The sequence below is a fragment of the Flavobacterium sp. GW821-FHT12A05 genome (assembly GCF_058807735.1).
In genome coordinates this window covers 481,411-506,505 of record NZ_JBXAQY010000002.1, presented here as the reverse complement: position 1 = coordinate 506,505, position 25,095 = coordinate 481,411, and the positions used below count along the sequence as shown (strand labels likewise).

Sequence of the window (25,095 nt, the reverse complement as noted above, 5' to 3'; positions counted from 1 at the left end):
TTTTAGATGTAAATCTCTTTCCCCTGTTCGATAAACTCTTCTGATTTCTCCTGCATTCCTTTTTCTGCGGCAGCGACATCTCTAATTTCCTGAGATATTTTCATAGAGCAGAATTTTGGTCCGCACATGGAACAGAAGTGTGCCACTTTTGCACCGTCTGCAGGAAGTGTTTCATCGTGAAATTCTCTTGCTGTATCAGGGTCTAAGGCTAGATTAAACTGATCTTCCCAACGGAATTCGAAACGAGCTTTACTCAAAGCATTGTCTCGATATTGCGCTCCCGGATGACCTTTTGCCAAATCTGCAGCATGTGCTGAAATTTTATAAGTAATCACACCGTCTTTAACGTCTTTCTTATTCGGTAAACCAAGGTGTTCTTTTGGCGTTACATAACACAGCATTGCACAACCGTACCAGCCAATCATAGCGGCTCCAATTGCCGATGTGATATGATCGTAACCTGGTGCAATATCTGTAGTTAAAGGGCCTAAAGTATAAAATGGTGCTTCATGGCAATGTTCCAATTGTTTGTCCATGTTTTCCTTGATCATGTGCATTGGTACGTGTCCCGGGCCTTCAATAAAAACCTGAACATCGTGTTTCCAGGCAATTTTAGTTAATTCTCCTAATGTTTCTAACTCAGCGAATTGAGCAGCATCGTTGGCATCGGCAATTGAGCCCGGACGTAAACCATCTCCTAAAGAAAAAGCAACATCATACTGTTTCATGATTTCGCAGATTTCTTCAAAATGGGTGTACAGGAAGTTTTCTTTATGATGAAACAAACACCATTTTGCCATAATAGATCCGCCACGCGAAACGATTCCGGTAACGCGATTTGCGGTTAAATGAATATAACGAAGTAAAACTCCGGCGTGGATTGTGAAATACGAAACACCTTGTTCTGCCTGTTCGATTAAAGTATCACGGAAAATTTCCCAAGTTAAATCTTCGGCAATTCCTTTTACTTTTTCTAAAGCCTGATAAATTGGAACGGTTCCAATTGGAACAGGTGAATTTCTAATAATCCATTCTCTTGTTTCATGAATATTTTTTCCGGTAGACAAATCCATAATGGTATCGGCACCCCAGCGACAGGCCCAAACGGCTTTTTCAACTTCTTCTTCAATGCTCGATGTTACAGCACTATTCCCAATATTAGCATTAATTTTTACCAAGAAATTACGACCTACAATCATAGGTTCGCTTTCTGGATGGTTGATGTTGTTTGGAATAATAGCTCTTCCGCAGGCAACTTCAGAGCGAACGAATTCCGGAGTGATTTTGCTTTTAGGTGTATTGGCTCCAAAACTATGGCCTCCGTGCTGGCATTGCATGGCTTTGGTCTGCTCATTTAAAAGTTCAATACGCTGGTTTTCGCGAATGGCAATATATTCCATTTCCGGCGTAATAATTCCTTGTTTGGCGTAGTATAATTGCGTAACATTTGCGCCTTTTTTAGCACGCTTTGGCTGATGTAAATATTCAAATCGAAGATGATTCAGACTTTCATCTTGTAGTCGGCTTTGTCCGTAATCTGATGTGATTTCGCTTAAAATTTCAACATCATTTCGATCCAGAATCCAGCTTTCGCGTAAGCGTGGCAATCCTTTTCTAATGTCAATTTCAACATTCGGATCAGTGTATGGGCCGGAAGTATCGTAAACCGTTACAGGCGGATTTTTCTCAATACCGCCATTAGAAAGTTTTGTGTCGCTAAGATGAATCTCACGCATCGCCACTTTTATAGGATGGATTTCGCCATCGATGTAAACTTTTTTAGAATTCGGAAATGGGGTTCTGGAGATTTGTTCTTCTGTTGTCATGGGAAAAGAAGTTATAAGTTATAAGTTATGAGTTATTGTAGAGACGCACTGCAGTGCGTCTACATCCAGCGTATAATTGGAATTTGGAATTTTAAATTTGGAATTTTAACCTTTATCCCCCCTGTGTGGCAGAAATAATCAAAATTTCGTCAGTTTCTTGTACGAGGAATTCGTTCCATTTGATTTTTGGAACAACGGTGTTGTTAATAGCAACGGCGATTCCGTTTTGTTTGTGCGGAATTTCGAGATCGAGCAATGATTGAACGCTTAGCGATTCAGCATTGAAATGTTTTGTTTGTTGATTGATTTTTAGTTCCATTCCTTTTTTGAATTTAGTATATAGTATACTTTAGGAATGGCTGCAAGAACGCATAGAAATGCGCGCAGAAGTCATCTTACTTTTCCCTACGCTAGTATGAACTAGATCAGGTTCAGAGGGTAAAATCTCAGCCTACATGTTGTAGACACCCCTAAAGTGTGAAGCAAATATAATGTTTTTTTTAAAGTTTTCAGTCTCAGTTTTCAGTTTTCAGTCTTTAACTGGATATATTAAGCTTAAAAAACTGTAAACTGCCACTGGAAACTGCGACTATTTCCTCTTTCGGGTAAAGCAGTCCTCAATATGATCGTTCATCATTCCGGTTGCCTGCATGTGAGCGTAAATAACGGTTGAACCTACAAATTTAAATCCTCGTTTTTTTAAATCCTTGCTTATAGCATCAGAAAGAGGGGTTGTAGCGGGAACATCTTTTAACGTTTTCGGATTATTATCAATAGGTTTTCCATCGGTAAATTTCCAAATGTAATCTGAAAAACTTCCAAATTCTTCCTGAACTTTCATAAAAGCCTGCGCGTTTGTAACGGCAGATCTAACCTTCAGTTTGTTGCGGATAATTCCTGTATTTTGAAGTAATTCTTCGATTTTATTTTCGGAGTAATTGGCGATTTTTTTATAATCAAAATGATCAAATGCGTTTCTAAAATTCTCTCTTTTGTTTAAAATGGTGATCCAGCTTAAGCCAGCCTGAAAAGTTTCAAGAATTAAAAATTCAAATAAAGAAGCATCGTCGTAAACTGGAACGCCCCATTCTTCGTCATGATATTTTTTATATAAATCACTTGCTGAACACCAGCCGCATCTTATTTGTTCCATTATTTTCCAATTTTCCAGTGATAACCTTTTACGCTTGGTATATAAGCTTTTGTTCCAATGATGATAAGATCAGTGTAGACTTTCTTTTTGTATTTAATTCCGATAGCCTTCCCGGATGTATACATTTTATTGGCTTCAAACTTGATTTTCATTTTAGCATCGGTAAATTTTGCATCTGAAATTCTTTCAATAAACCAAGTCGATTTCCATTTTATTTCAATTTCATCTTCAGCCGTTTTGGTAATGCTTTTAATTAATTTTATTCCCTCTGCAGGAATATTATGATTTTCAATAAGGTCCTTTTGAGTTAAAGTTTCTCCGGTTTTACACTCTGATATAAGTTTTTTGAAAGAAGTAATTCCTAAAAATTTTTCGTTTTCAATTTCAACAGCTGTAATGCTGTCATTTACAGTTTGTTTATTTTGAGGAAGTTCAGTTGTTGTAATTTTATCTACAATTGAATTTTTGTATTCTTTTACAGTTTCTGCAGTACTTTCTGAGATAGTTTCTATTTTATTTGAGATCTTATCTGTGACGTTCTCTATTTGCTTTTTAACATCTTTAGAACAGCCTATAAAAGTTAATAGTATTACAAAGTATATTTTATAATTTCTCATTCTTGTAAATCCTCTTTTTCTTTTTGGAGATCGTCTTTTTCTAAATATTTTTTAATTAAATGATGTCCTAAATAAATAGCAGGAGTAAGCAGAATAGCAATTGATAATTTAAATGTATATCCAATTAGTCCCGAAGAAATAAAAGTGTCGAAATCAATTTTTCCCGGAAGCCAGAATGCGATTCCAAGTACAATAAAAGAGTCAAATAACTGCGATATTACGGTTGAGCCTGTTGTTCTCAGCCATATTTTTTTGTGTCCTGTGCGTTTTCTAAAGAACCAAAAAACGCTTACATCTATTAACTGCGAAACCATAAAAGCGATAATACTTCCGAAAATAATCCACATACTCTGGCCAAATACGGCTTCAAATTGTTCATCATTAACGGGACTTATTCCTTTTGCAGCGGGAATTACAATAGCCATGAATAAAATCAGAAAAGCATAAGCAATTAAACAAGCGGTGATAAAAGAGAGTTTTTTTACTCCTTTTTCGCCAAAGTATTCATTAATTAAATCGGTTGTCAGGAAAACAATCGGCCAGGGCAAAATACCTATACTCATTACAAAAGGGCCAATCTGAATTAATTTTCCTCCAATAAGCTCTGCAACAACGGCATTCGTTATGAATATTCCGGCTAGAATTACGAATACAATTTCTTTTCGGGTTTTAAACATGTTATTTTGGTTATGATGATTCAAATTTAAGCTATTTCTTCAAATGTTCGAAATGGATTAATGAGTTCGTTTGAAGTTTGCTCCCGATTGGTTAATTTTGAGAATCTGTCTCTATTTCTTTTATTGAAAATAATCAGGATAGAAATACATTAATGCATTTTATTATGAAAAAACAAATTGATTTAGAAAATCCGCTTCTTCAGGAATGGGAAGGGCCTTACGGTGGTGTTCCGGATTTTACAAAATATAAAATTTCTGATTTTAAACCTGCAATTGAGTTTGCTATTGAAGAAAAACTGAATGAAATTGAAGCAATTGCTAGTAATCCGGAAGAAGTTTCTTTTGAGAATACAATTGCAGCTTTAGAACTTTCGGGTAAGAAACTAGACCGAATTCATGCTGTTTACGGAATTTACAGATCTAATTTAAGCAGTCCTGAGTTTAATGTAGTTGATACTGAAATGTCACCAAAACTGGCAGAAATCAGCGATAAATTATATCAAAATGAAAAGCTGTTTTCCAGAATTGAGAAACTATATAAATCTGAAGATAGTAAAAAATTAAATGAAGAACAGCAGCGTTTACTTTGGCTTTATTATACTGATTTTGTTCGTGAAGGAGCGGAATTAAATGCCGAAGATAAAAAAGAAGTAGCCGGAATTAACCAGCAGCTGGCCGGACTTTTTACGCTTTTCAGTCAAAAATTACTGGCCGAAGAAAATGATCAGTTTTTAGAACTGAAATCTGCAGCTGATTTGGAAGGTTTGCCGGAAGAATTTAAAGACGCGGCAATTGCTGAGGCTAAAGAAAGAAAATTGACTGTTTTAGCATGCATTGGTAATACAAGATCTTCGATAGAACCGTTTTTAACTTTCTCAGACCGACGAGATTTAAGAGAAAAAGCATTCGACATTTTTGTAAAACGAGGCGATAACGAGAATGCAAATAATACCAATGCAACGCTTGTTTCGATTTTGCAATTACGAGCAAAGAAGGCACAGCTTTTAGGATTTAAGAATTTTGCCGAATGGAGTTTGTCTAATAAAATGGCCAAAGACCCACAGAAAACTTTAGATTTAATGGAGTCTGTCTGGACACCGGCAGTTGAAAAAGTAAAAAGCGATGTTTCGGCTATGCAGCAAATGGTTGATGAAGAAGGCGGTAATTTTAAAATTCAGCCTTGGGATTATCGTTATTATGCCGAAAAGGTTCGAAAAGCCAAATATGATTTAGATCAAAATGAAATAAAACAATATTTACAGTTAGAGAATTTGCGCGAAGGAATGTTCTGGACTGCGGGTGAGTTGTTTGATTTAGGCTTTAAGCAATTATTTGATGTTCCTGTTTATCATTCAGATGTTCGAGTTTGGGAGGTAAATAATAAAAATACAGGTAAACCAATAGGGTTATGGTATTTTGATCCTTATGCGCGGATTGGGAAACGATCAGGTGCGTGGATGAATTCGCATCGTGACCAGCAGAAAGCAGCCGGAAATGTGCTTCCAATTGTGTCTAATAATTGCAATTTTATAAAAGGAAAAGCTGATGAGCCTGTTTTGATTTCCTGGGATGATGCGACAACTTTGTTTCACGAATTTGGGCATGCACTGCATGGTTTGTGTTCCAATGTTACGTATCCAAGTTTATCCGGAACTTCTGTAGCCAGAGATTATGTGGAGTTTCCTTCTCAATTATTAGAGCATTGGCTGGCAGCTCCAGAGGTGTTGAATAAATTTGCGCTTCATTATAAAACAAATGAGCCCTTATCTCAATCATTAGTAGAACGAATCGCCAAAGCGGCTAATTTTAATGAAGGTTTTGCAACTGTAGAAACGATCTCAAGTTCTTTTGTAGATATGAAATTACATTTGACAACTGAAACAATTGATCCTCATAAATTTGAAAGAGAAGTGTTGAGTGAAATTAATATGCCGTCAGAAATTGTGATGCGACACAGAATTCCGCAGTTTGCCCATATTTTTTCTAGTGATGGATATGCGGCGGGATATTACAGCTATTTATGGGCAGATGTAATTAATGCTGATGCTTATGAAGCATTTTTGGAAGGGGATGGGCCTTTTGATAAAAAAGTATCGAAACGACTATATGATACCGTTTTGAGTGTTGGAAATACGATTGATAATGAAGAAATGTATGAAAATTTCAGAGGTCATGCGCCGCAATCAGATGCGTTGATGAGAGCCAGAAATTTTCCAGTTGAGAACTAGAAATAAAAAAGCCCGAATATATAATATTCGGGCTTTTTAATATTGAAAAAATAATATATTAACCTAAAGTAACTCTTTTGAAACCTGTAATTTCAACATTGAATCCTTTTACGTAATCACCAACTTTTTTACTGTCATCTTTGATGAAGTTTTGATCTAAAAGAGCTTTCTCTTGATCTAAAGTAGTGTTATCAGAGATAAAACGTTGAACTTTTCCTGGGATAATTTTGTCCCAAATTTGCTCTGGCTTACCTTCAGCTTTTAATTCAGCTTTAGCATCTTCTTCAGCTTGTTTTAAAACTTCTTCAGTTAATTGAGAGAAAGAAATATATTTAGGAACATTTTTTAAAGTTTTTCCTAAACGTTTTGCTTCTTCATTATCTTTTTCGATTACAGCAATACGAGCAGCCAGTTCAGATTCAACGAAAGCAGGATCAAAATCTTTGTAAGATAATGTATCAGCTCCCATAGAAGCAACTTGCATAGAAACATCTTTAGTTAAAACGTCAGCGTTAGGAATTACAGCAGAAATTGCAGTTAATGCAGCAATTTTGTTAACGTGAACATAAGATCCAACAAAAGCACCTTCTAAAATTTCAAAACCACCGATTTCGATTTTTTCTCCGATAACTCCAGTTTGTTCGATTAATTTTTCAGCAACAGTAATTCCGTTGAAATCTGAAGCTAAGAATTCTTCTTTAGTAGAGAAGTTAATAGCTCTTTCAACTAAATCTTTAGCTAAAGTTACGAAAGCTTCGTTTTTACCTACGAAATCAGTTTCGCAGTTTAAAGTGATGATAGCTCCTTTAGTATTGTCAGCATTGATAAAAGAAACAGCAGCTCCTTCAGAAGACTCACGGTCAGAACGGTTAGCAGCAACTTTTTGTCCTTTTTCTCTAAGGACTTGTATCGCTTTATCGAAATCTCCATCAGCCTCAACTAAAGCTTTTTTACAGTCCATCATTCCGGCACCTGTAGATTGTCTTAATTTATTTACGTCTGCAGCAGTAATTGTTGCCATAATATTTTGAATTTTAATGTTAAAAGTAAAAATTCCATCTTCTAAATCCCAAACTCCAATTTTATTAAATTATCAACATAACGTTTTTAATTTTGTATTTGGAATTTGGAATTTAAAATTTGGAATTTAAAATTTGTTTTATTCTTCAGTTGCAGGAGCAGCAGCCTCAGCTTCAACAGCAGGAGCAGCTTCTTCAGCAGCAGCTTCAGTTTCTTTTTCAGAACCTCTGTCAGAAAGACCTTCGATTACTGCAGTAGTCACTAAAGATAAAATTTTGTCAATTGATTTAGAAGCATCATCATTTGCTGGAATTACGTAATCAACCTCTCTTGGGTCAGAATTCGTATCAACCATTGCGAAAACTGGAATGTTTAATTTTTGTGCTTCTTTTATTGCGATGTGTTCAGCTTTGATATCTACTACGAACAATGCTGCAGGTAGTCTAGACATATCAGCAATTGAACCTAAGTTTTTCTCTAATTTAGCACGTAAACGATCAACTTGCAAACGCTCTTTTTTAGATAACGTCATGAAAGTACCATCTTTCTTCATTTTATCAATAGAAGACATTTTTTTAACTGCCTTTCTGATAGTTACGAAGTTAGTTAGCATTCCACCTGGCCATCTTTCAGTGATGTAAGGCATGTTTGCAGCTTTTGCTTTATCAGCAACGATGTCTTTTGCTTGTTTTTTGGTAGCTACGAATAAAATTTTTCTACCTGATGCAGCGATTTTTTTCAAAGCTTCGTTAGCTTCTTCAATTTTAGCTGCAGTTTTATATAGATTGATAATGTGAATACCATTACGCTCCATATAAATGTAAGGAGCCATGTTTGGATCCCATTTTCTAGTCATGTGTCCGAAGTGAACACCTGCTTCTAGTAATTCTTTTACTTCTATTTTGTTTGCCATTTTTGTACTAGTTTACGTTCTGTTGATTAGCAATGTATAAATGGCGATTTCTCTGGCTTTATACATTTAGATGCTAAACTATGTCCTACCTCGATAGGAGAGCAACAATAACTGTGTTTTTTAATTTCAATAAATAATTGATAATGTCTTGTCCTATTTGAACAAGACAGGTAATATTAACGTTTAGAGAATTGGAATCTCTTACGAGCTTTCTTCTGACCGAATTTCTTACGTTCAACCATTCTTGGATCTCTTGTTAATAAACCTTCTGGTTTAAGGATTCCTCTGTTTTCAATGTTTACTTCACACATTGCACGTGCGATAGCCATTCTTACAGCTTCTGCCTGACCAGTTGAACCACCTCCGTAAACGTTTACTTTTACATCAAAGTTACTAGCATTTTCTGTCATAGATAATGGTTGTAAAACTTTGTATTGTAAAGTTGCAGTTGGAAAGTAAGTTGCGAATTCTTTTTTGTTTACAGTGATTTTTCCTGTTCCTTCAGAAACATATACACGTGCAACAGCGGTTTTTCTTCTACCGATTTTGTGAATAACTCCCATTACTTAAGATCGTTTAGGTTAACAGTTCTAGGTTTTTGAGCTCCGTGAGTATGCTCAGCACCTACAACAACATTTAGATTTCTAAAAAGTTCAGCTCCTAATTTGTTTTTAGGTAACATTCCTTTTACAGCTTTTTCTACTAATAATGCAGGGTTTTTAGATTGCAATACTTTAGCAGTTAAAGTTCTTTGTCCTCCTGGGTAACCTGTATGACGCATGTAAATTTTGTCGTTCATTTTTGTACCTGTAAGGTTAATTTTTTCTGAGTTGATAACAATTACGTTATCTCCACAGTCAACGTGCGGTGTGTAACTTGGCTTGTACTTACCTCTTAAGATCATCGCAACCTTTGAAGCAAGACGACCTAAGTTGTGACCTTCTGCATCAACAACAATCCACTCTTTAGTTACAGTGGCTTTGCTAGCTGAAATTGTCTTGTAGCTTAATGCGTCCATAATATTATTTTAATTAAACATTCCATCCCCAATAAAGGGGATGCAAAAGTACAATTAATTATTTTAAAACCAAATACCTGAAAAGAATATTTTATATCCTGAAAATCAGGCTCTCAGTTTTTATTTTTAAAATCATAAAAAAACCAGCTCCACAATAACGCGAAGCTGGTTTAATATTTGAAATATTTTTGTGTCTAAACAATAAAAATATTTGCAATATCGACTACTTGTTGTGTCGTAAGTGGTTCATCATAAGCTTCTGAGCCTGCAGCAGCGCCAAAAGCACTGGCTGTATTGAATCCGGCCTGAATAGTTACTCCTTCGCCATCGTATACCGCCTGAGTTGCCGCGGGCATACCGGCACCTCTTTCGGCATTAGAGATCCATCCTTTTAAACCGCGCAGTCGGCGAACTTCAGAAGCATGGCGTGCTTCAACAGAATGAATTTGTAAAGCGGCAGTTAATAAATCTGGTTTAGAGATTAAGTTTGCTGCTTGTCCTTTATAAGCTCTAACTCCTGTGTCTTCAAAGGCTTGAGCCAATGCTAAAAAGGTTGGGTAATCTCCAAAAGGATTAAATGCACCTCCAACAGTAAAGTCAAAAGTGGGTTTTGGAACAAAGTTAGGGCTCATTGTACCGCCCAGTCCTGCAATTAAAAAAGCAACGTGGTCTGATTCGTGTGCTGATATTTGTTGAAAAACTTTTAAATCGCGTCCGCCATTTTCGGAAGCCGGGATAACGCCAGAATCTAATGCCATGGCATAGAATTCGTTTTCAAGATATTCTAATGTAAGCGCAAATTGCAAAGCTCCAATAGGAGTTGCAGGTGTTGCTGTGATATCTTTTGCAAATGCTTTACCAGTAAGAGCCGATAATCCGAAAGGGATTGATGCTAATGCCAGATTTTTTCCGATATTCCCAAACTGAGTAAAACTGTCTCTTCTTGAACCAGTGCTGTTCATTAAATTATCATCAGTAAAGGATTCTATAAATTTTAAAATATTCATAATTTCTAAGTTTTAGCTAGTTAAGATTAAGGTAAATATTTGGCTGTGAATTTTGTTGTAATAAATCCGGCTGCAACAGGCAGAATTTTTGAAGGATCTTTTGCTGCATCTAACCCAGTTGAAGCGCTTACGATATCATCGCCTGCAAAATCTTTTGAATTTGGATTAATTAAACTTCGAATTGCAGAAGCATGTCTGGCTTCTACAGAAACAATTTTTCCGGCTAATAATAAATAATCGGCACTTTTAATAAGTCGGCCAGCTCCATTATAAGCGGCAACGCCTGTATCTTCAAGTGCTTTTGCGGTAGCTAAAACTTCAGTACGACTGTTAAAATTTAAAGAACCGTAGCTAAAGGCCAATGAAGGAAGTAATTGAGAGCTTGGATCCGGAAGCGCGCCTGTTAAAGCGGCTTTAAAAAAGTCTCTGTGAATTACTTCATGATGGTATAAGTCTGTTAGAACTTGACGTTCAGTGTCATTAAATACAGTATTGAAATTTGAGGCATTTACAACTTTAGTGTAAAAATCTGCTTCTAATTGCTCTAAAGCATAGGCATAAGAAAGAACACCAAAGTCTCCGGAGCCTAAGTCAAAAACACCATTTCTGACACCCGGTAAAGAATTATCTTCCATTTTGTTGTCGTCGTCATCATTATTGCTGCATCCAGCTAAAACCAAACCTGCGGTAACTAATGTTAGTCCACTGAGCTTAAGAAAGCTCCTTCTGCTATCCAATGAAGGGTCAACTTCATGAATTTTAACTTCGTTTTTCATAATCTAGGTTTTTATTAAGGTTAATAACATTGTATTAAGGTATTAACGAAATTTTAGTAAGGTCGGTTTTAAATAATCGATGTTTGTGAGTATTATTTCGAAAAGACCTTATGATTTGAAATAGTAGCAGTAGTTTTTTGTTTTATTTTCGGTAATTCTACTATATTTGTATTAATTACATAAACTTTTATTAGATGAAAGCTAAAGCAACTCTAAAACAAATTGCGAAGGAACTAGGTGTTTCTGTGTCTACGGTGTCTAAAGCATTGAATGACAGTCCGGAAATAAGTGAGCAGACGAAGGTGAAGATTAAGGAGTATGCCAAACTCAAAAATTATAAACCGAATGTTATTGGTCTGAATTTAAAAAATCGTAAAACCAAAACTATTGGGGTAATTATACCTAATATATTGAACTCTTTTTTTGCTAAGGTTTTTAGCGGCATCGAAAAAGTGGCCGATAAAAAAGGATATAATGTAATTACGTGTATTTCGAACGAATCTTTAGAGAAAGAAGTTCATACGCTGGAAATGTTAAGCAACGGAACGATCGACGGATTTATTCTTTCGGTTTCTGAGGAAGCTCAAAAGCTGCAAGATTACAATCATTTCTCGGCTATTATCAGCGACGGAACTCCAATTGTAATGTTTGACCGTATTGCAGATGAAGTAGATTGTGATAAAGTTGTGGTAGATGATTTTGATTCTGCTTTAAACTCAACACAGCATTTAATTAATTTAGGCTGTAAAAATATCGCCTTAATTTCTTCTGTAGATAATTTAAGTGTAGGGAAACTAAGAGCTGATGGATATTTAAAAGCTTTAAAAGACAATAATATTCCGGTAAACGAAAAAATTATCCTTCGTACCGATTCTGAAGATGATATGAAATCTAAAATAGATGCGATTTTTGATAACAAAATTGATGCGATTTTTGCTTTAGATGAAAATGATTCAGTTGCCGCTTTAAGGGTAAGTTTGAAAAAAGGATTTAGAGTACCGGAAGATATTTCGATAATTGGTTTTGCCGATGGAATTTTGGCTTCAAGACGTTTGTCTCCAAGTTTAACCACAGTAAGCCAGCACGGAATTGAAATTGGAGAAGTTGCGGCAAAAAAACTAATCGAAAGGTTAGAAGAACCGGAAGGCGAGACTTCAGATTACGAAACGATCGTGATCAAAACAAAATTGAAAGAAAGAGAATCGACTAGAAAAGCTTAGTCGTTAAAATATAATCTATAAAAAAAAGGACTGTTTGAAGAACAGTCCTTTTTTTTATATCTAATTTTTGCATTGCGAGGAACGAAGCAACCACATTTGATGAAGGAACGTTATATCATTATTTAGTGAGATTGCTTCGTTCCTCGCAATGACAAGATTGCGTTTATTGTTAATTCAGAAATCTAAAATCAACAATCAGAAATCTAAAATAATTAATGCGCTTCTAACCAGTCTTTGCCTAAACCTAATTCAACTTCTAACGGAACTGCCATTTTAAAAGCATTTTCCATTTCGTGTTTAATCATAGGCTGGATTTTTTCGATTTCATCATTGTGAACATCGAACACAAGCTCATCATGAACCTGAAGTAACATTTTGGATTTCCAGTTTTCGTCTTGTAATTTTTTGTAGATGTTAATCATCGCGATTTTAATAACATCGGCAGCACTTCCCTGAATTGGCGCATTTACGGCATTTCGTTCAGCGGCACTTCTTACAACGGCATTGGCAGAATTGATGTCTTTTAAATAACGACGACGACCTAAAATAGTTTGTACATAACCGTTTTCACGCGCAAAATCAACCTGATCCTGCATGTATGATTTTAATCTTGGATATGTTTTGTAATAAGCATCGATCAAAGCAGCGCTTTCGCCTCGAGACAATGAAGTCTGATTACTTAATCCAAAAGCAGAAACACCATATATAATTCCGAAGTTTACTGTTTTGGCATTACTTCTTTGTTCGCGTGAAACTTCTTCTAAGGCAACATCAAAAACTTTTGCTGCAGTAGCCCTGTGAATGTCTTCTCCGTTTTGGAACGCTTTAATCATGTTTTCCTCACCGCTCAAAGCAGCGATAATTCTTAATTCAATTTGAGAGTAATCGGCAGAAATTAGGGTATGGTTTTCATCGCGGGCAACGAAAGCTTTACGAATTTGTCGTCCTCTTTCAGTACGAATCGGGATGTTTTGCAAGTTCGGATTATTAGAACTCAAACGTCCTGTTGCAGCAACCGTCTGCATATAATCTGTATGAACACGTAATGTTTTTTTATCTACTTGCTCCGGCAGTGCCAGGATATAAGTGCTTTGTAATTTTACCATTTGACGCCAGTCCAAAATTTGTTTTACAATTGGATTGTCGTTGGCTAAATAAGTTAAAACTTCTTCTCCGGTTGCATATTGGCCGGTTTTGGTTTTCTTTTGCTTTGCGCCGCCAATTTTAAGTTTATCAAATAAGATATCTCCTAATTGTTTTGGTGAGGCAAGATTGAATTTTTCTCCGGCAGTTTCGTATATCTGTTCTTCAAGAGATTTGATTTCAATTTCCATCTCTCCAGACATTTGTTTTAAGAAATCAACATCCAGACGAATTCCTTCAGTTTCCATTGCAGCTAAAACGCTTACTAACGGAATTTCGATTTCATCAAATAACTTTTTAGTTTCTGTTTTATCTAATTCTGTTGTAAAGATTTCTTTTAATTGCAGTGTAATATCGGCATCTTCGGCAGCATATTCTTTAATATCTTCTAAAGGAACATCGCGCATCGAAAGCTGATTTTTTCCTTTTTTACCAATTAAGGTTTCAATTGATTTTGGAGAATATTTTAAATATGTTTCGGCTAAAATATCCATATTATGACGCATATCCGGATTAATCAAATAATGCGCAATCATGGTGTCAAAAAGTTTTCCTTTTACCGTAACGCCGTAATTAGCAAGGATTTTTAAATCGTATTTTAAATTCTGTCCAATTTTTTCGATGTTTTCATTTTCAAAAAACGGAACAAATTTGTCTACTAAAATTTTTGCTTCTTCCTGACTTTCCGGAAACGGAACATAAAAGGCTTTTCCTTTTTCATAAGAGAAAGACATTCCCACAAGTTCTGCGTGCAAAGCGTCAATTCCTGTAGTTTCGGTATCAAAACATACAGAAGTTTGTTTTTGTAAATTTTGTAAAAGCAGTTTAATTCCTAAATCTCCCTGAATAGTCTGATACGAATGTTCTGTATTTTCTAAGGTATTATAAAATGAATTTCTCGCTGCTTCGGCGCTTTCGTCAAGAGTTGTGCCGTCTCCGCCAAAAAGATCAAATTGGTCTTCGTTCTTTGGTTGTGGTTTTTTGTATAGTTTGGCATCTTGAGCCGGAGTTGAAGCTAATTCATTTCCGCCTCCCACTTTAAACAAGTTATCAAACTGTTCGGCCATTCTTCTAAACTCTAATTCCTGAAAAATAGCATCGGTTTTTTCGATATCAGGGCGCGAAAGTTCATAGTCGTCTTCATTAAATACAACATCACAGTCGCAAATAATGGTTGCCAGTTTTTTAGATAAAATACCTTTCTCTTTGTTGGCTTCGATATTCTCTTTCATTTTTCCTTTTAGCAAATGGGTATTTTCTAAAAGGTTTTCCATGGTTCCAAATTCTTTCAGGAATTTTTTGGCAGTCACTTCACCAACTCCGGGTAATCCCGGAATATTATCTACGGCGTCACCCATCATTCCAAGAAAATCTATTACCTGCTCAGGTCTTTCGATTTCAAATTTTGCTAATACCTCAGGAATTCCCCAAATTTCGATTCCGTTACCCATTCGGGCTGGTTTGTACATAAATATATTTTCAGAAACCAATTGCGCAAAATCCTTATCAGGTGTTACCATGTAAACCTTATAATTTTGTTTTTCGGCTTGTTTGGCAATTGTTCCAATTAAATCATCGGCTTCACAGCCTTCTATTTCAATAATAGGAATGTGCATGGCTTTTAATAATTCCTGAATATACGGCACGGCAATTTTAATAGCTTCCGGCGTTGCATCGCGGTTGGCTTTATATTCAACGAACATTTCGGTTCTTACGTGGCTTCCGCCTTTATCAAAAGCAACGGCCAAATGATCTGGTTTTTCTCTTTTAATAACATCTAAAAGTGAGTTCATAAAACCCATAATTGCAGATGTATCCATTCCTTTTGAGTTAATTCGCGGGTTTTTTATAAAGGCATAATAGCCGCGAAAAATTAATGCATAAGCATCTAGAAGAAAAAGGCGTTTTTGAGTCGACATATAAAAATTATTAGTCTGTAAAAATAAACAATTGAGGTCTCAAAAATTAATCAAAAAAGAAATTTTTTACCATATAAGGTATATAAGTTCAATTTAGCGATGTGTAACCTGTAGAGGTGCACTGCAGTACGCCTCATATTCATTATAATATGATTATTGGTGAATGTTTAAATGAACTTATATACCTTATATGGTAGAAAACCCGCGAAGCGTTAATATCAAGTTAAAATTTTTTATTCAGGCTTTTCTTCATTCTGTCTTCATTTTGTGAGGGTACTTTTGATCTGTAAAATAAAAGGTATTTAATTTAAATCTTAGAAATCATGAGAAATTTATTGATGTTATTAGTGGCAGTTTTGGGAACAAGCGCAATGGTTCATGCGTTTCCTGCAAAAGATGGTAAAACAGTTTCTGCAAAAGAAGTAAAAGCCACAAAACATCCAAAAAGCAAATCTGATAAAAAAGTAAAATCAGAAAAAAGTGAAGCTCCAAAAGCGGAAACAGCAAAAGTAAAAAAATAAACAAAAAAATAATTTAGGTATAAAGGTTAATTAATTTAAAAATTTAAAGTCATGAGAAAATTAGTTTTATTAGCAGCAGCGGTTCTAGGAACAACTGCAATGGTAAGTGCACAAACAACTCCAGCTCAAGCAGCTCCTGCGAAAGAGGTGAAAGCTACAAAACACCATCACAAAGCAAATAAAAAAGCAAAAGCTGAAACTCCAAAAGAAGAAACCGCAGCCGTGAAAAAATAACAATTACTCTCGTTTTGTTTTCGAAGCATTGTAACGAAGGCAAAACAGGAATAATGATTATGAAGAATGCGATTGAAGGAAGCTGATGAAGAAATTTGTCAGCTTTTTTTTATTCGTTAATTTTTTAATAATGCGTGACAGGACTTTTGATAATTCATTAATTTTAGTAACGCTTAAAAGCCATGTTTATGAACGTTTTGATTGTTGAAGATAATAAGGAACTTGCTGTAGAGGTTTACGACTTTCTGTGCAATGCGGGTTATATTTGTAAAATTGCAAATAATTGTGCCGATGCTCTTGAGGAGTTTGGAAGTAATGATTATGATGTTATGCTGCTTGATCTGGGTTTGCCTGACGGAGATGGTTTTGAGGTTTTGCGGACCATTAGAAAAACAAAATCTAAAATTGCGGTAATTGTACTAACGGCGAGAGGGGAACTGGACGATAGAATAAACGGACTTCATTTAGGTGCCGATGATTATTTAACCAAACCTTTTGCCTTGACAGAACTGGCGGCGAGATTGTTTGCTGTAATTCGACGTATTCATGGATTTACTTTAAATAATTTAAGCATTCACGGATTCTTATTACAGCTTCAGGATTATAAAGTGAGTTTTAACGAAGTGCCGGTAAGTTTAACCAAAAAAGAATTTGATATTTTTCAGTATTTGGTTTTAAACAAAAACAGGGTAATTACCAGACTGCAGTTAACAGAACATATTTGGGGAGATATTCTCGAGATCAATTCCGATTCTAATTTTATAGATGTACATGTTCGAAATCTTCGAAAAAAATTAGACAAACATACTGCGATCGATTGGTTTGAAACCGTTCGAAATGTGGGTTATCGTATTAATGAATAAATAGATTTTTGTGAAGATAAAACATCAATTGGCCATATTTAATGCACTAACAAGATTGTTGGTTATTTTGGTTTTATGGCTTATGCTTCCTATTTTGGTCGAAAATGTGGTTTACAGGCATATTAATAATGGATTGATTGAAAAGAAAACAAAATTCATTGATCACTTAAATCAACAGGAAATTAATGATTTTATTGAAAATGAAGACGATTCTACCGAAACCTATTCGCAGTTTTCTACACTTCACAGCGAGTTTTTAGTGCTTTCTAAGGCTTCTTTAAATCCTCATAAGAAAAGAACAACTTTTAGTAACGAATATAGAATTATTGAAGGAGAGGAAAATGAATACCGAATCCTGCAGCATCATTTTACCTATGGAAATGTAAATTACCAACTCGAAATAGGAAGCAGTTTGAGCGAAGTAAAAGACCTTACTTTTATTATTAAGCTGTTTATTATTGTGGTTTTGGTTGTAATTCTTTTAGTCACTTTTTTGGCAGATACTTTTTATATCGAATATTTGCTGAAACCATTCTATAAAATTATCGATACTAAAATAAGGCGGGTCAATGAGCCTGAAGTTTTTGATCATACACCTATAAATGCAAAGTCGAGAGATTTTAGAGAATTAGATTTGGTTTTAAACCAAATGATGGATCGTATCGGAGAACTTTTTAAAAAAGAAAAACAATTTATATCTAATGTTTCTCATGAATTGCTTACGCCAATTGCTTTATTAAAAAATAAACTCGAAAATTTACTTCAAAATGATTCTTTGGATGATAATGCGGTAGATAAAATTGCGGGTTCTTTAAAGACATTGGATATGCTGAAAAAAATTATCAATAATCTATTGCTGATTTCACGAATTGAAAACAATCAATACGCGGCTAACGAAAATATTTGTCTGAAAGAAATAATAAATGATCTTCAGGAAGATCTTCAGGATCGTATTGAGGACAAAGGCATTCAGTTCGTTAATACTATAGAACATGATTTTGCCTTTACCGGAAATAAAACTTTAATTCATATTCTGATTTATAATTTGGTTACCAATGCGATTAAGTATAATAAACCCGATGGAAATATTATGGTTTCTGACGGCTTTTTGCATAATCATTATTTTATTTCAATTGCAGATTCCGGAATTGGTTTAAGCGAATCTCAAATCGAAAACATCTTTAACCGTTTTGCCAGAGTAAGTTCAGATCAGGAGGGTCAGGGGCTGGGACTTGCTATTGCCAAAAGTATTGCAGGTTTTCATCATATTGAAATTAAAGTTGACTCTGTTATAAACGAAGGAACAACTTTTACTTTGTTGTTTCCAGAGACCTCAAAACACAATTAAGTGTTAATTTTTTCAGATTGATCCAATCTTCATTTTGTCTTCATTTACTGATTATATCTTTGAGGTATAAATAATGAAATAATAATCAAAAATCTACAATCATGAAAAAATTAGTTTTATTAGCAGTAGCAGTTTTAGGAACAACTGCAATGGTAAGTGCTCAAACAACTCCAGCTCAAGCAGCGCCGGCAAAAGAAGCAAAAGCTCCTAAAAAAGATAAAAAAGCAGATAAAAAAGCGAAAAAAGCTGAGGCTAAGCCAGAAGCTGCAAAAGCGCAAAAATAACACGATATAAGTTTAGTAATAGGCTTAGTTGTAGACTAAAGGTTTTAAATAATTTGGTTGTAAAAGCTGATAGAGAAATCTGTCGGCTTTTACTATTTTTGAGTTAAATTTTTGATAATAAAAAGCGATAAAATTTCCTTTCTTTGTTACTTTGCTTAAAACTGTAAATAATGATCCTTCGTTTTGTAATTCTATGTGCTCTTTTTATATTTATTGAGTTCTATTCCTATCAAGCCTTTCGCACTTTAATTAAAATTAGATGGGTTTTAGTTAGTTATCAGGTTATAAGTCTGCTTATTCTGCTATTTATTGTCTATTCATTTTCTCAGGTTGACCGTTCTGTAGGACAAACTAAACAATTTATGTTTACTACAGGGTTGATGCTTTTGGTGTATGTGCCAAAAATTGTTCTTACCTTAGTAATGTTTGGAGAAGATATTATTAGAATAGGGGCAAGTATCTTAAATTATTTTATTTATAATGCACCTCGAAAAGAGATGATGCCGGAGAGACGAAAGTTTGTAAGCCAGATCGCTTTAGGTTTAGCTGCAGTTCCTTTCTTGTCTTTGATTTACGGAATTTTTGAAGGAAAATATAATTTTAAAGTATTTAAGCAAACGGTATATTTTCCGGATCTTCCGGATGAATTTGACGGTTTTAAAATAACGCAGATTTCAGATGTTCACAGTGGCAGTTTTGATAATCCTGAGAAAATTAATTATGCAATTGATTTAATTAACGATCAGGAAGCAGACATGATTTTGTTTACCGGAGATATTGTAAATACGCATGCAAAAGAAATGCATCCGTGGCTGGAAACTTTTAATAGAATAAAAGAATACAAATACGGGAAATTTGCTGTTTTAGGAAATCATGATTACGGGGAATATGTAACCTGGCCTTCTGAAAAAGAAAAAGATGAAAATTTTGCCGAAATTAAAAGCCTTTATGGTAAAATAGGTTTCGACTTAATGCTGAATGAAAATAAATACATTCATAAAGGGGCGGATAAAATTGCTTTGGTAGGTGTTGAAAACTGGGGAGCTAATTTTAAAAAAGCAGGCGATTTAAATAAAGCTTCAGAGAATCTTCATAAAGATGATTTTAAGGTTTTAATGAGCCACGATCCAAGCCATTGGGAATATGAAGTAAAAAAACATCCTAAAAACTTCCATTTAACTTTAGCAGGCCACACACACGGAATGCAGTTTGGAATTGAAATTCCGGGTTATTTTAAATGGAGTCTTGCCCAATATATTTACAAACAATGGGCGGGATTATACGAAGAGGCCGGAAGGTACGTTTATGTAAACCGAGGGTTTGGTTTTCATGCTTATCCCGGAAGAGTTGGTATTATGCCTGAAATCACTGTGATTGAACTAAAAAAAGGCGAGAATGTGGCTTAATTCGTTAAAAATGCTACATTTGTATTAATTATCTCTTTTTAATAGATTAAAAGAATTAAATTTTTGGTTTTATGTCAAAATTTGGAGAACTTATAAATGCTCAGGTTCCAGTGTTAATTGACTTCTACACAGATTGGAACGAATCATCAGTATTGATGCATCCGGTAATTAAGGATGTTGCGGCGGCACTTGGCGATAAGGCTAAGGTAATTAAAATTGATGTCGATAAAAATCAAGAATTAGCCGAAGCATTACGAATTAAAGGCCTTCCGACTTTAATGATATACAAGGAAGGACAAATGATCTGGAGACAATCCGGAGAACTTGATGCAAATACTCTTATAGGAATTGTTCAGGAACAATTCGACGTATAAAAACTTCTAAAATAAGATATTGTTCAGGTTCTAGTGGATGATATCAAACTTATACCCATTTTCTTTTAAAAAATGCAGTGTTTTTGGCAGGGCGAATTTTAAATTTGGTGATGCTTTTATGCTGTCATGAAATACAATTACGCTTCCTGATTTTACATTTTTAGTAACATTTTCAAGGCATTTTTCGGGCGTTATACTTTGGTCGAAATCGGCACTTAAAACATCCCACATAACGATCTTATAGCCTAGTTTTCGTAAAATTTTAGATTGTGCTTTTTTGATTTTTCCATACGGCGGACGGAACAATAAACGATTGGTGTTTATTTCTTCTTCCAGTACTTTTGCGCAATTATTTACATTTTCGATATACTCATTAGTATGGATTTTCCAGCCATTTACGTGGTTCATGGTGTGGTTTCCAATAGAGTGGCCGTCTGTAATTAATTTCTCGAATAAAGATAAATTGGCCTTAATGTTTTTTCCAATGCAGAAGAAAGTGGCTTTTGCATCAAACTTTTTTAATTCAGATAAAACCCAGTCTGTAATCTCTGGAGTAGGGCCGTCATCAAACGTTAAGTATATTTTCTTTTCGTTGTTTGGAATATCCCAACAATATTTAGAAAATACCTTTTTAATGAATGAATTAGTTTTTACCCAATAGAAGCTCATTTTAACTGATTTAACGATACGTAAAAATAAAAAATGCAGCGCTTTTTATCAAGAAGCACTGCATTTTTTTAATCAATATAATTTTCGTATATTATGTTATTCCTTTTCGCGTCCAAAACGCTCAAAAATGTTCACATAAGTGTTGAATGTTGTTTTGTGTTTTTCGTAGAAAGCTTTGTCGTTGTTTTCTTTCATAACATGTAATAAGCTTCTGTAACGCTCAATATCGGTAATGATATCAATTGCTAAATCAGTTTGATCTGAACCGCTTAAAGTTTTATAATAATCCAGATTTTCTCTGTATTTATTAACCAGCTTGTCTAATAAAGCGTGTGCTTTGGCAGTTTCTCCAACTTTATAATAACCTCCGGCAAATGGTTCAACTAAAGAGTAGTAACCGTATTTATCTACAGGCATTTTTGTCATTGCCAGATTGATAACATTTTTAGCCTTATCAATTTTATCTTCGGCAATAAGCTCGTTCATTAAACGAGATAAGTTGGTACGGTACGTAATACTGTTTCTTCTTGTTTCCGGATCGTGATAGATTTTTTCGCTTTCGCTGTTACCCCAATCCCATTTCATTACGATATCATACATTTTATCGGCATCAATTTGCCCCATATCCATTGGTCCGCCATTTTTAGAAGGCGTGTTTTTAATAGGAACTAATTTGTAAACCATACCGTCTAATTGCAGATAGTCTTTCAGCCATAAATAATCTTCATCATCAAAAGCTCCTCCGCTAAAGTAAATTGGACGTTTCCAGTTGTTATTAGCCAAGATGTCAAGCATCATTAATCTGTTTTTGTAAAGAGCACTTCCTTTAATGTCAATATCCATATACGGAACAATTGAATCATTATATCTGGCGTTCACTACTTTGTTCTTGATAATGGTGTTTTTATCAACGTTAACTCTAATTTTATTTGTTGGATAAAAATGGATAGTCTGCCCATTTTGTAAACCTACAGTCGATTTTGGATTTTTAATAAAATCAATAAAATCTTTAATGTTCCAACGTGTTTCAATTTTTGGAATATGAGCTACATAATCTAGTTTATCCCCAACATATTGATCGTGTGTAAATGATATTGGCAGAGGGTCAGATTCGTATGATTTTGCTTTCATCTGGTCGATATACCAATCCGTCATGAAAAGACTGGTGTTTACGATCTTAACATCGGTTCTGAAATGCTCAATTTCCTGTGCATACCAGAGCGGGAAGGTATCGTTGTCTCCAATGGTATATAAAATCGCATCTTTATCGCATGAACTCAAGTATGCTTTTGCCATTGCAACAGCTGTATATCTGTTAGATCTGTCGTGATCATCCCAGTTTTGAGATGCCATTAAAACTGGTGCAGCTAATAAACTTGCAGCAATAATAGCTGGTCCTGCAATTTTTGGAGCAATGTATTTTTGAAGGCTTTCGTATAAAGAATAAACTCCAAAACCTATCCAGATGGCAAAGACATAAAATGATCCTACAAGAGCATAATCTCTTTCTCGAGGTTCAAAAGGTCTTTCGTTAAGGTAAATTTTCAGCGCAATTCCAGTGAATAAGAATAAAGCTAAAAGCACATAAAAACTTTTAAGATCTTTATTAGCATGGTACATTAATCCAATTAAACCTAAGATGAACGGAAGGAAAAAGTAAACGTTTCTTCCTTTATTATTTAAAACGTCAGATGGTAAATTGTCTTGTGAACCTAAATGAAGTGAATCTAAAGCTTTGATACCGCTGATCCAGTTTCCGTCTAAGTTGTCGTATTTTCCTTGAACATCGCTTTGGCGTCCAACGAAATTCCACATTAAATATCTCCAGTACATATATCCAAATTGGTATTCGAACATAAAACTGAAATTATCAACCGTGGTAGGTTTTTCGATAATTAAATATTCGCCGTAGCTTTTTAAGAATTTTACATAACCTTCGTTGTCGATTTGTTTTTGAGCAAATGCATGTCTGAATTCAGAAACTGTTTTTTCAACTTCGTTACGAAGTTGTGCTATAGCCTTGTTGTATTCTTCTTCGCTTAACTGGCTGGCATCGATTCCGTATTTTCCTAAATCATCTTCGTAATCATAATTAGGATTGATTCTGAATTTTGGCGGATTTGTAAAGCTGATGTAGTTTTGAATGTGTCCGGTTTCGGTACTCCACATTCTTGGCAGAATTGCTTTTTGATTGTCGTCGCTGTTTTGTTCTGCATTTTTATAGTTATTGGTAATGATGTATTTACCAGTTTTATCGTCTCTTTCGTAGTTAGGTTTCTTGTCTAAATACGGAGTTTTAGCATCAAGACCGGCAAAAACTTCAGTATACTGAGGACCGTAGAATAATGGATTTACACCATATTGTTCACGATTGTAGTAGGCTAAAACCTCGGCAGCATCTGATGGTTTATTTTCATTAATTACTGTATTGGCATTTGCACGAACAGGAAGCATCATCCAGGTAGAGAAACCAATTAATATAAATAAGGTACAAAGGATGATAGTGTTATAGAAAATTAATCCTTTTTGCTTGGTGAATTTTAATCCGAAATAGAAAAAAGCAATTAATAATAAGGTCACAAAAATAGTTCCGGAATTAAATGGCAATCCTAAACTATTGACCATGAATATTTCGGTTTTACCAAAGAATGCCATTGTTAAAGGCAGTAATAATTTGAAGATAAACAACAAAATTCCAATTACAACAACATTTGCGATAAGGAAGTTTTTGATGGTAACTTTTTCGTAATGTTTAAAATAATAAAGAAATCCAATTGAAGGAATGGTTAATAAAGCCATAAAGTGAACTCCAAAAGAAAGACCAACAACCAAAGAAATGATTAATAACCATTTGTTGCCTTTTGGTTTGTCCATATCTTGTTCCCAGCGTAATCCAAGCCAGAAAAGTAATGCGATTAAAAGAGAAGCCATTGCGTAAACTTCGGCCTCGACAGCATTAAACCAGAAACTGTCAGAGAAAGTATAAGCTAAAGCTCCAACGAAAGAACTTCCTAAAATAACAATTGAATTGTTTTGGTCAATATCGGCAAAACGAGCCACGATTTTCTTTAAAATCATAGAAGAAGACCAAAACATGAATAAAATTGTAAATGCGCTAGAAAAAACAGACATCATATTAACCATTACGGCTACATGCTGGGCATCTATTGCAAACATGGCAAAGAATGCGCCCATCATTTGGAATAAAGGTGCTCCGGGAGGGTGGCCAACTTCAAGTTTAGCTGCTGTGGCAATGTACTCGCCACAATCCCAAAAGCTCATTGTAGGTTCAACAGTTAGTGTGTAAGTAATTAAAGCGATTGCAAATGCAAACCAACCAATAATTGTATTCCATTTATTGAAATTGAATTGTGCCATATTTAGGTGTTAAAATTTTGTATGTTTTCAATCCTACAAAGAAAATGTTTTTTTATGTAAAGAAACGAGCATTAACAAAAAATTCTATAAAACTATGTGTTAAGATTAATGTGTTGGTTATAAGGTGTTTTTGAGAATGGTTGTGATTTTAAAGTGAAAAAAAACATTTTTTTTGATTTTTTTTGATCAAAAAGTTTGCGCAAACTAAATAAAACCTTAAATTTGCACTCGCTTAACAGCACTGCTGGTCTATGGTGTAATGGTAACACAACTGTTTTTGGTGCAGTCTTTCTAGGTTCGAGTCCTAGTAGACCAACATAAAAAGCCTCTCAGAAATGAGAGGCTTTTTTTTATGCGAAAAAAAATCGCTAAAAAATTTGCATAAACTAAATAAAGGTTTAATTTTGCACCCGCTTAACAGCATTGCTGGTCTATGGTGTAATGGTAACACAACTGTTTTTGGTGCAGTCTTTCTAGGTTCGAGTCCTAGTAGACCAACAT

At 34.8% G+C, this 25,095-nt stretch carries 23 protein-coding genes, 2 tRNA genes and 1 riboswitch; of the genes, 11 read left to right on the top strand and 14 right to left on the bottom strand.

Going from position 1 to position 25,095, the window contains the following annotated elements:
* Positions 1 to 2: 2 nt before the first annotated feature.
* The 5 genes from thiC to AC1RRQ_RS05530 all read right to left on the bottom strand — a co-directional run bounded on the left by thiC (position 3) and on the right by AC1RRQ_RS05530 (position 4,273).
* On the bottom strand, positions 3 to 1,826 hold the full coding sequence (gene thiC / locus AC1RRQ_RS05550; RefSeq protein WP_493022026.1) for a phosphomethylpyrimidine synthase ThiC: 1,824 nt from the start codon (positions 1,824 to 1,826) through the stop codon (positions 3 to 5).
* 112 nt (positions 1,827 to 1,938) lie between these two features.
* On the bottom strand, positions 1,939 to 2,145 hold the full coding sequence (thiS, locus tag AC1RRQ_RS05545; RefSeq protein ID WP_056208122.1) for a sulfur carrier protein ThiS: 207 nt from the start codon (positions 2,143 to 2,145) through the stop codon (positions 1,939 to 1,941).
* Between the two features lie 66 nt (positions 2,146 to 2,211).
* Positions 2,212 to 2,308, bottom strand: a riboswitch (TPP riboswitch).
* Between the two features lie 107 nt (positions 2,309 to 2,415).
* Positions 2,416 to 2,979, bottom strand: a complete 564-nt coding sequence (locus tag AC1RRQ_RS05540; RefSeq protein WP_493022025.1) for a DNA-3-methyladenine glycosylase I — start codon at positions 2,977 to 2,979, stop codon at positions 2,416 to 2,418.
* Positions 2,979 to 3,596, bottom strand: a complete 618-nt coding sequence (locus tag AC1RRQ_RS05535; RefSeq protein WP_493022024.1) for a hypothetical protein — start codon at positions 3,594 to 3,596, stop codon at positions 2,979 to 2,981. The genes AC1RRQ_RS05540 and AC1RRQ_RS05535 overlap by 1 nt, the downstream gene beginning before the upstream one ends.
* Positions 3,593 to 4,273 (bottom strand): queuosine precursor transporter, encoded by a 681-nt coding sequence (locus AC1RRQ_RS05530; protein WP_493022023.1) that lies wholly within the window; start codon positions 4,271 to 4,273, stop codon positions 3,593 to 3,595. The genes AC1RRQ_RS05535 and AC1RRQ_RS05530 overlap by 4 nt, the downstream gene beginning before the upstream one ends.
* Before the next feature lie 164 nt (positions 4,274 to 4,437).
* Here AC1RRQ_RS05530 and AC1RRQ_RS05525 point away from each other — a divergent pair, with 164 nt between their 5' ends.
* Positions 4,438 to 6,501 (top strand): M3 family metallopeptidase, encoded by a 2,064-nt coding sequence (locus tag AC1RRQ_RS05525; protein WP_493022022.1) that lies wholly within the window; start codon positions 4,438 to 4,440, stop codon positions 6,499 to 6,501.
* 58 nt (positions 6,502 to 6,559) lie between these two features.
* Here AC1RRQ_RS05525 and tsf read toward each other — a convergent pair whose 3' ends face one another.
* The 6 genes from tsf to AC1RRQ_RS05495 all read right to left on the bottom strand — a co-directional run bounded on the left by tsf (position 6,560) and on the right by AC1RRQ_RS05495 (position 11,235).
* On the bottom strand, positions 6,560 to 7,522 hold the full coding sequence (tsf, locus tag AC1RRQ_RS05520; RefSeq protein ID WP_493022021.1) for a translation elongation factor Ts: 963 nt from the start codon (positions 7,520 to 7,522) through the stop codon (positions 6,560 to 6,562).
* Between the two features lie 138 nt (positions 7,523 to 7,660).
* A complete protein-coding gene (rpsB, locus tag AC1RRQ_RS05515) occupies positions 7,661 to 8,434 on the bottom strand; it encodes a 30S ribosomal protein S2 (RefSeq protein WP_493022020.1) in 774 nt (257 codons plus the stop codon).
* Positions 8,435 to 8,610: 176 nt separating this feature from the next.
* Complete coding sequence (rpsI, locus tag AC1RRQ_RS05510) at positions 8,611 to 8,997, bottom strand: 30S ribosomal protein S9 (RefSeq protein ID WP_493022019.1); 387 nt, start codon at positions 8,995 to 8,997, stop codon at positions 8,611 to 8,613.
* On the bottom strand, positions 8,997 to 9,452 hold the full coding sequence (rplM, locus tag AC1RRQ_RS05505) for a 50S ribosomal protein L13 (protein WP_026983738.1): 456 nt from the start codon (positions 9,450 to 9,452) through the stop codon (positions 8,997 to 8,999). Before rplM ends, rpsI begins: the two co-directional genes overlap by 1 nt.
* A 194-nt stretch (positions 9,453 to 9,646) precedes the next feature.
* Complete coding sequence (locus AC1RRQ_RS05500) at positions 9,647 to 10,459, bottom strand: ferritin-like domain-containing protein (RefSeq protein ID WP_493022018.1); 813 nt, start codon at positions 10,457 to 10,459, stop codon at positions 9,647 to 9,649.
* Between the two features lie 26 nt (positions 10,460 to 10,485).
* On the bottom strand, positions 10,486 to 11,235 hold the full coding sequence (locus tag AC1RRQ_RS05495) for a ferritin-like domain-containing protein (RefSeq protein WP_493022017.1): 750 nt from the start codon (positions 11,233 to 11,235) through the stop codon (positions 10,486 to 10,488).
* A 194-nt stretch (positions 11,236 to 11,429) separates the two neighbouring features.
* Between AC1RRQ_RS05495 and AC1RRQ_RS05490 the strand changes: the two genes are divergently transcribed.
* A complete protein-coding gene (locus tag AC1RRQ_RS05490; protein ID WP_493022016.1) occupies positions 11,430 to 12,455 on the top strand; it encodes a LacI family DNA-binding transcriptional regulator in 1,026 nt (341 codons plus the stop codon).
* A gap of 212 nt (positions 12,456 to 12,667) precedes the next feature.
* On the opposite strand, the gene polA is transcribed toward AC1RRQ_RS05490, so the two are convergent.
* Complete coding sequence (gene polA, locus AC1RRQ_RS05485; protein ID WP_493022015.1) at positions 12,668 to 15,517, bottom strand: DNA polymerase I; 2,850 nt, start codon at positions 15,515 to 15,517, stop codon at positions 12,668 to 12,670.
* A 323-nt stretch (positions 15,518 to 15,840) separates the two neighbouring features.
* Between polA and AC1RRQ_RS05480 the strand changes: the two genes are divergently transcribed.
* From AC1RRQ_RS05480 to AC1RRQ_RS05450, 7 genes are all read left to right on the top strand, one after another.
* Positions 15,841 to 16,038, top strand: coding sequence for a hypothetical protein (locus AC1RRQ_RS05480; RefSeq protein ID WP_493022014.1), 198 nt, complete (start codon positions 15,841 to 15,843; stop codon positions 16,036 to 16,038).
* A gap of 51 nt (positions 16,039 to 16,089) precedes the next feature.
* Entirely contained in the window at positions 16,090 to 16,272 is a 183-nt protein-coding gene (locus AC1RRQ_RS05475; RefSeq protein ID WP_493022013.1) for a hypothetical protein, read from the top strand.
* 188 nt (positions 16,273 to 16,460) lie between these two features.
* Entirely contained in the window at positions 16,461 to 17,135 is a 675-nt protein-coding gene (locus AC1RRQ_RS05470) for a response regulator transcription factor (RefSeq protein WP_493022012.1), read from the top strand.
* Positions 17,136 to 17,145: 10 nt separating this feature from the next.
* Positions 17,146 to 18,483 carry a sensor histidine kinase gene (locus AC1RRQ_RS05465; RefSeq protein ID WP_493022011.1) on the top strand — a complete coding sequence of 446 codons (1,338 nt, stop codon included), beginning with the start codon at positions 17,146 to 17,148 and terminating at the stop codon, positions 18,481 to 18,483.
* Positions 18,484 to 18,584: 101 nt separating this feature from the next.
* Positions 18,585 to 18,767: a hypothetical protein gene (locus AC1RRQ_RS05460; RefSeq protein WP_493022010.1), complete on the top strand. Its 183-nt coding sequence runs from the start codon at positions 18,585 to 18,587 to the stop codon at positions 18,765 to 18,767.
* 170 nt (positions 18,768 to 18,937) lie between these two features.
* A complete protein-coding gene (locus tag AC1RRQ_RS05455) occupies positions 18,938 to 20,173 on the top strand; it encodes a metallophosphoesterase (RefSeq protein ID WP_493022009.1) in 1,236 nt (411 codons plus the stop codon).
* Between the two features lie 71 nt (positions 20,174 to 20,244).
* A complete protein-coding gene (locus AC1RRQ_RS05450) occupies positions 20,245 to 20,547 on the top strand; it encodes a thioredoxin family protein (protein ID WP_493022008.1) in 303 nt (100 codons plus the stop codon).
* 30 nt (positions 20,548 to 20,577) lie between these two features.
* On the opposite strand, the gene AC1RRQ_RS05445 is transcribed toward AC1RRQ_RS05450, so the two are convergent.
* Both AC1RRQ_RS05445 and AC1RRQ_RS05440 read right to left on the bottom strand, forming a co-directional pair.
* Positions 20,578 to 21,216, bottom strand: coding sequence for a polysaccharide deacetylase family protein (locus AC1RRQ_RS05445; RefSeq protein WP_493022007.1), 639 nt, complete (start codon positions 21,214 to 21,216; stop codon positions 20,578 to 20,580).
* Between the two features lie 96 nt (positions 21,217 to 21,312).
* Positions 21,313 to 24,594 (bottom strand): glycosyltransferase family 117 protein, encoded by a 3,282-nt coding sequence (locus AC1RRQ_RS05440; RefSeq protein ID WP_493022006.1) that lies wholly within the window; start codon positions 24,592 to 24,594, stop codon positions 21,313 to 21,315.
* A 245-nt stretch (positions 24,595 to 24,839) separates the two neighbouring features.
* Here AC1RRQ_RS05440 and AC1RRQ_RS05435 point away from each other — a divergent pair.
* Both AC1RRQ_RS05435 and AC1RRQ_RS05430 read left to right on the top strand, forming a co-directional pair.
* A tRNA-Gln gene (locus AC1RRQ_RS05435) sits at positions 24,840 to 24,910 on the top strand.
* A gap of 111 nt (positions 24,911 to 25,021) precedes the next feature.
* Positions 25,022 to 25,092, top strand: a tRNA-Gln gene (locus AC1RRQ_RS05430).
* Positions 25,093 to 25,095: the final 3 nt, after the last annotated feature.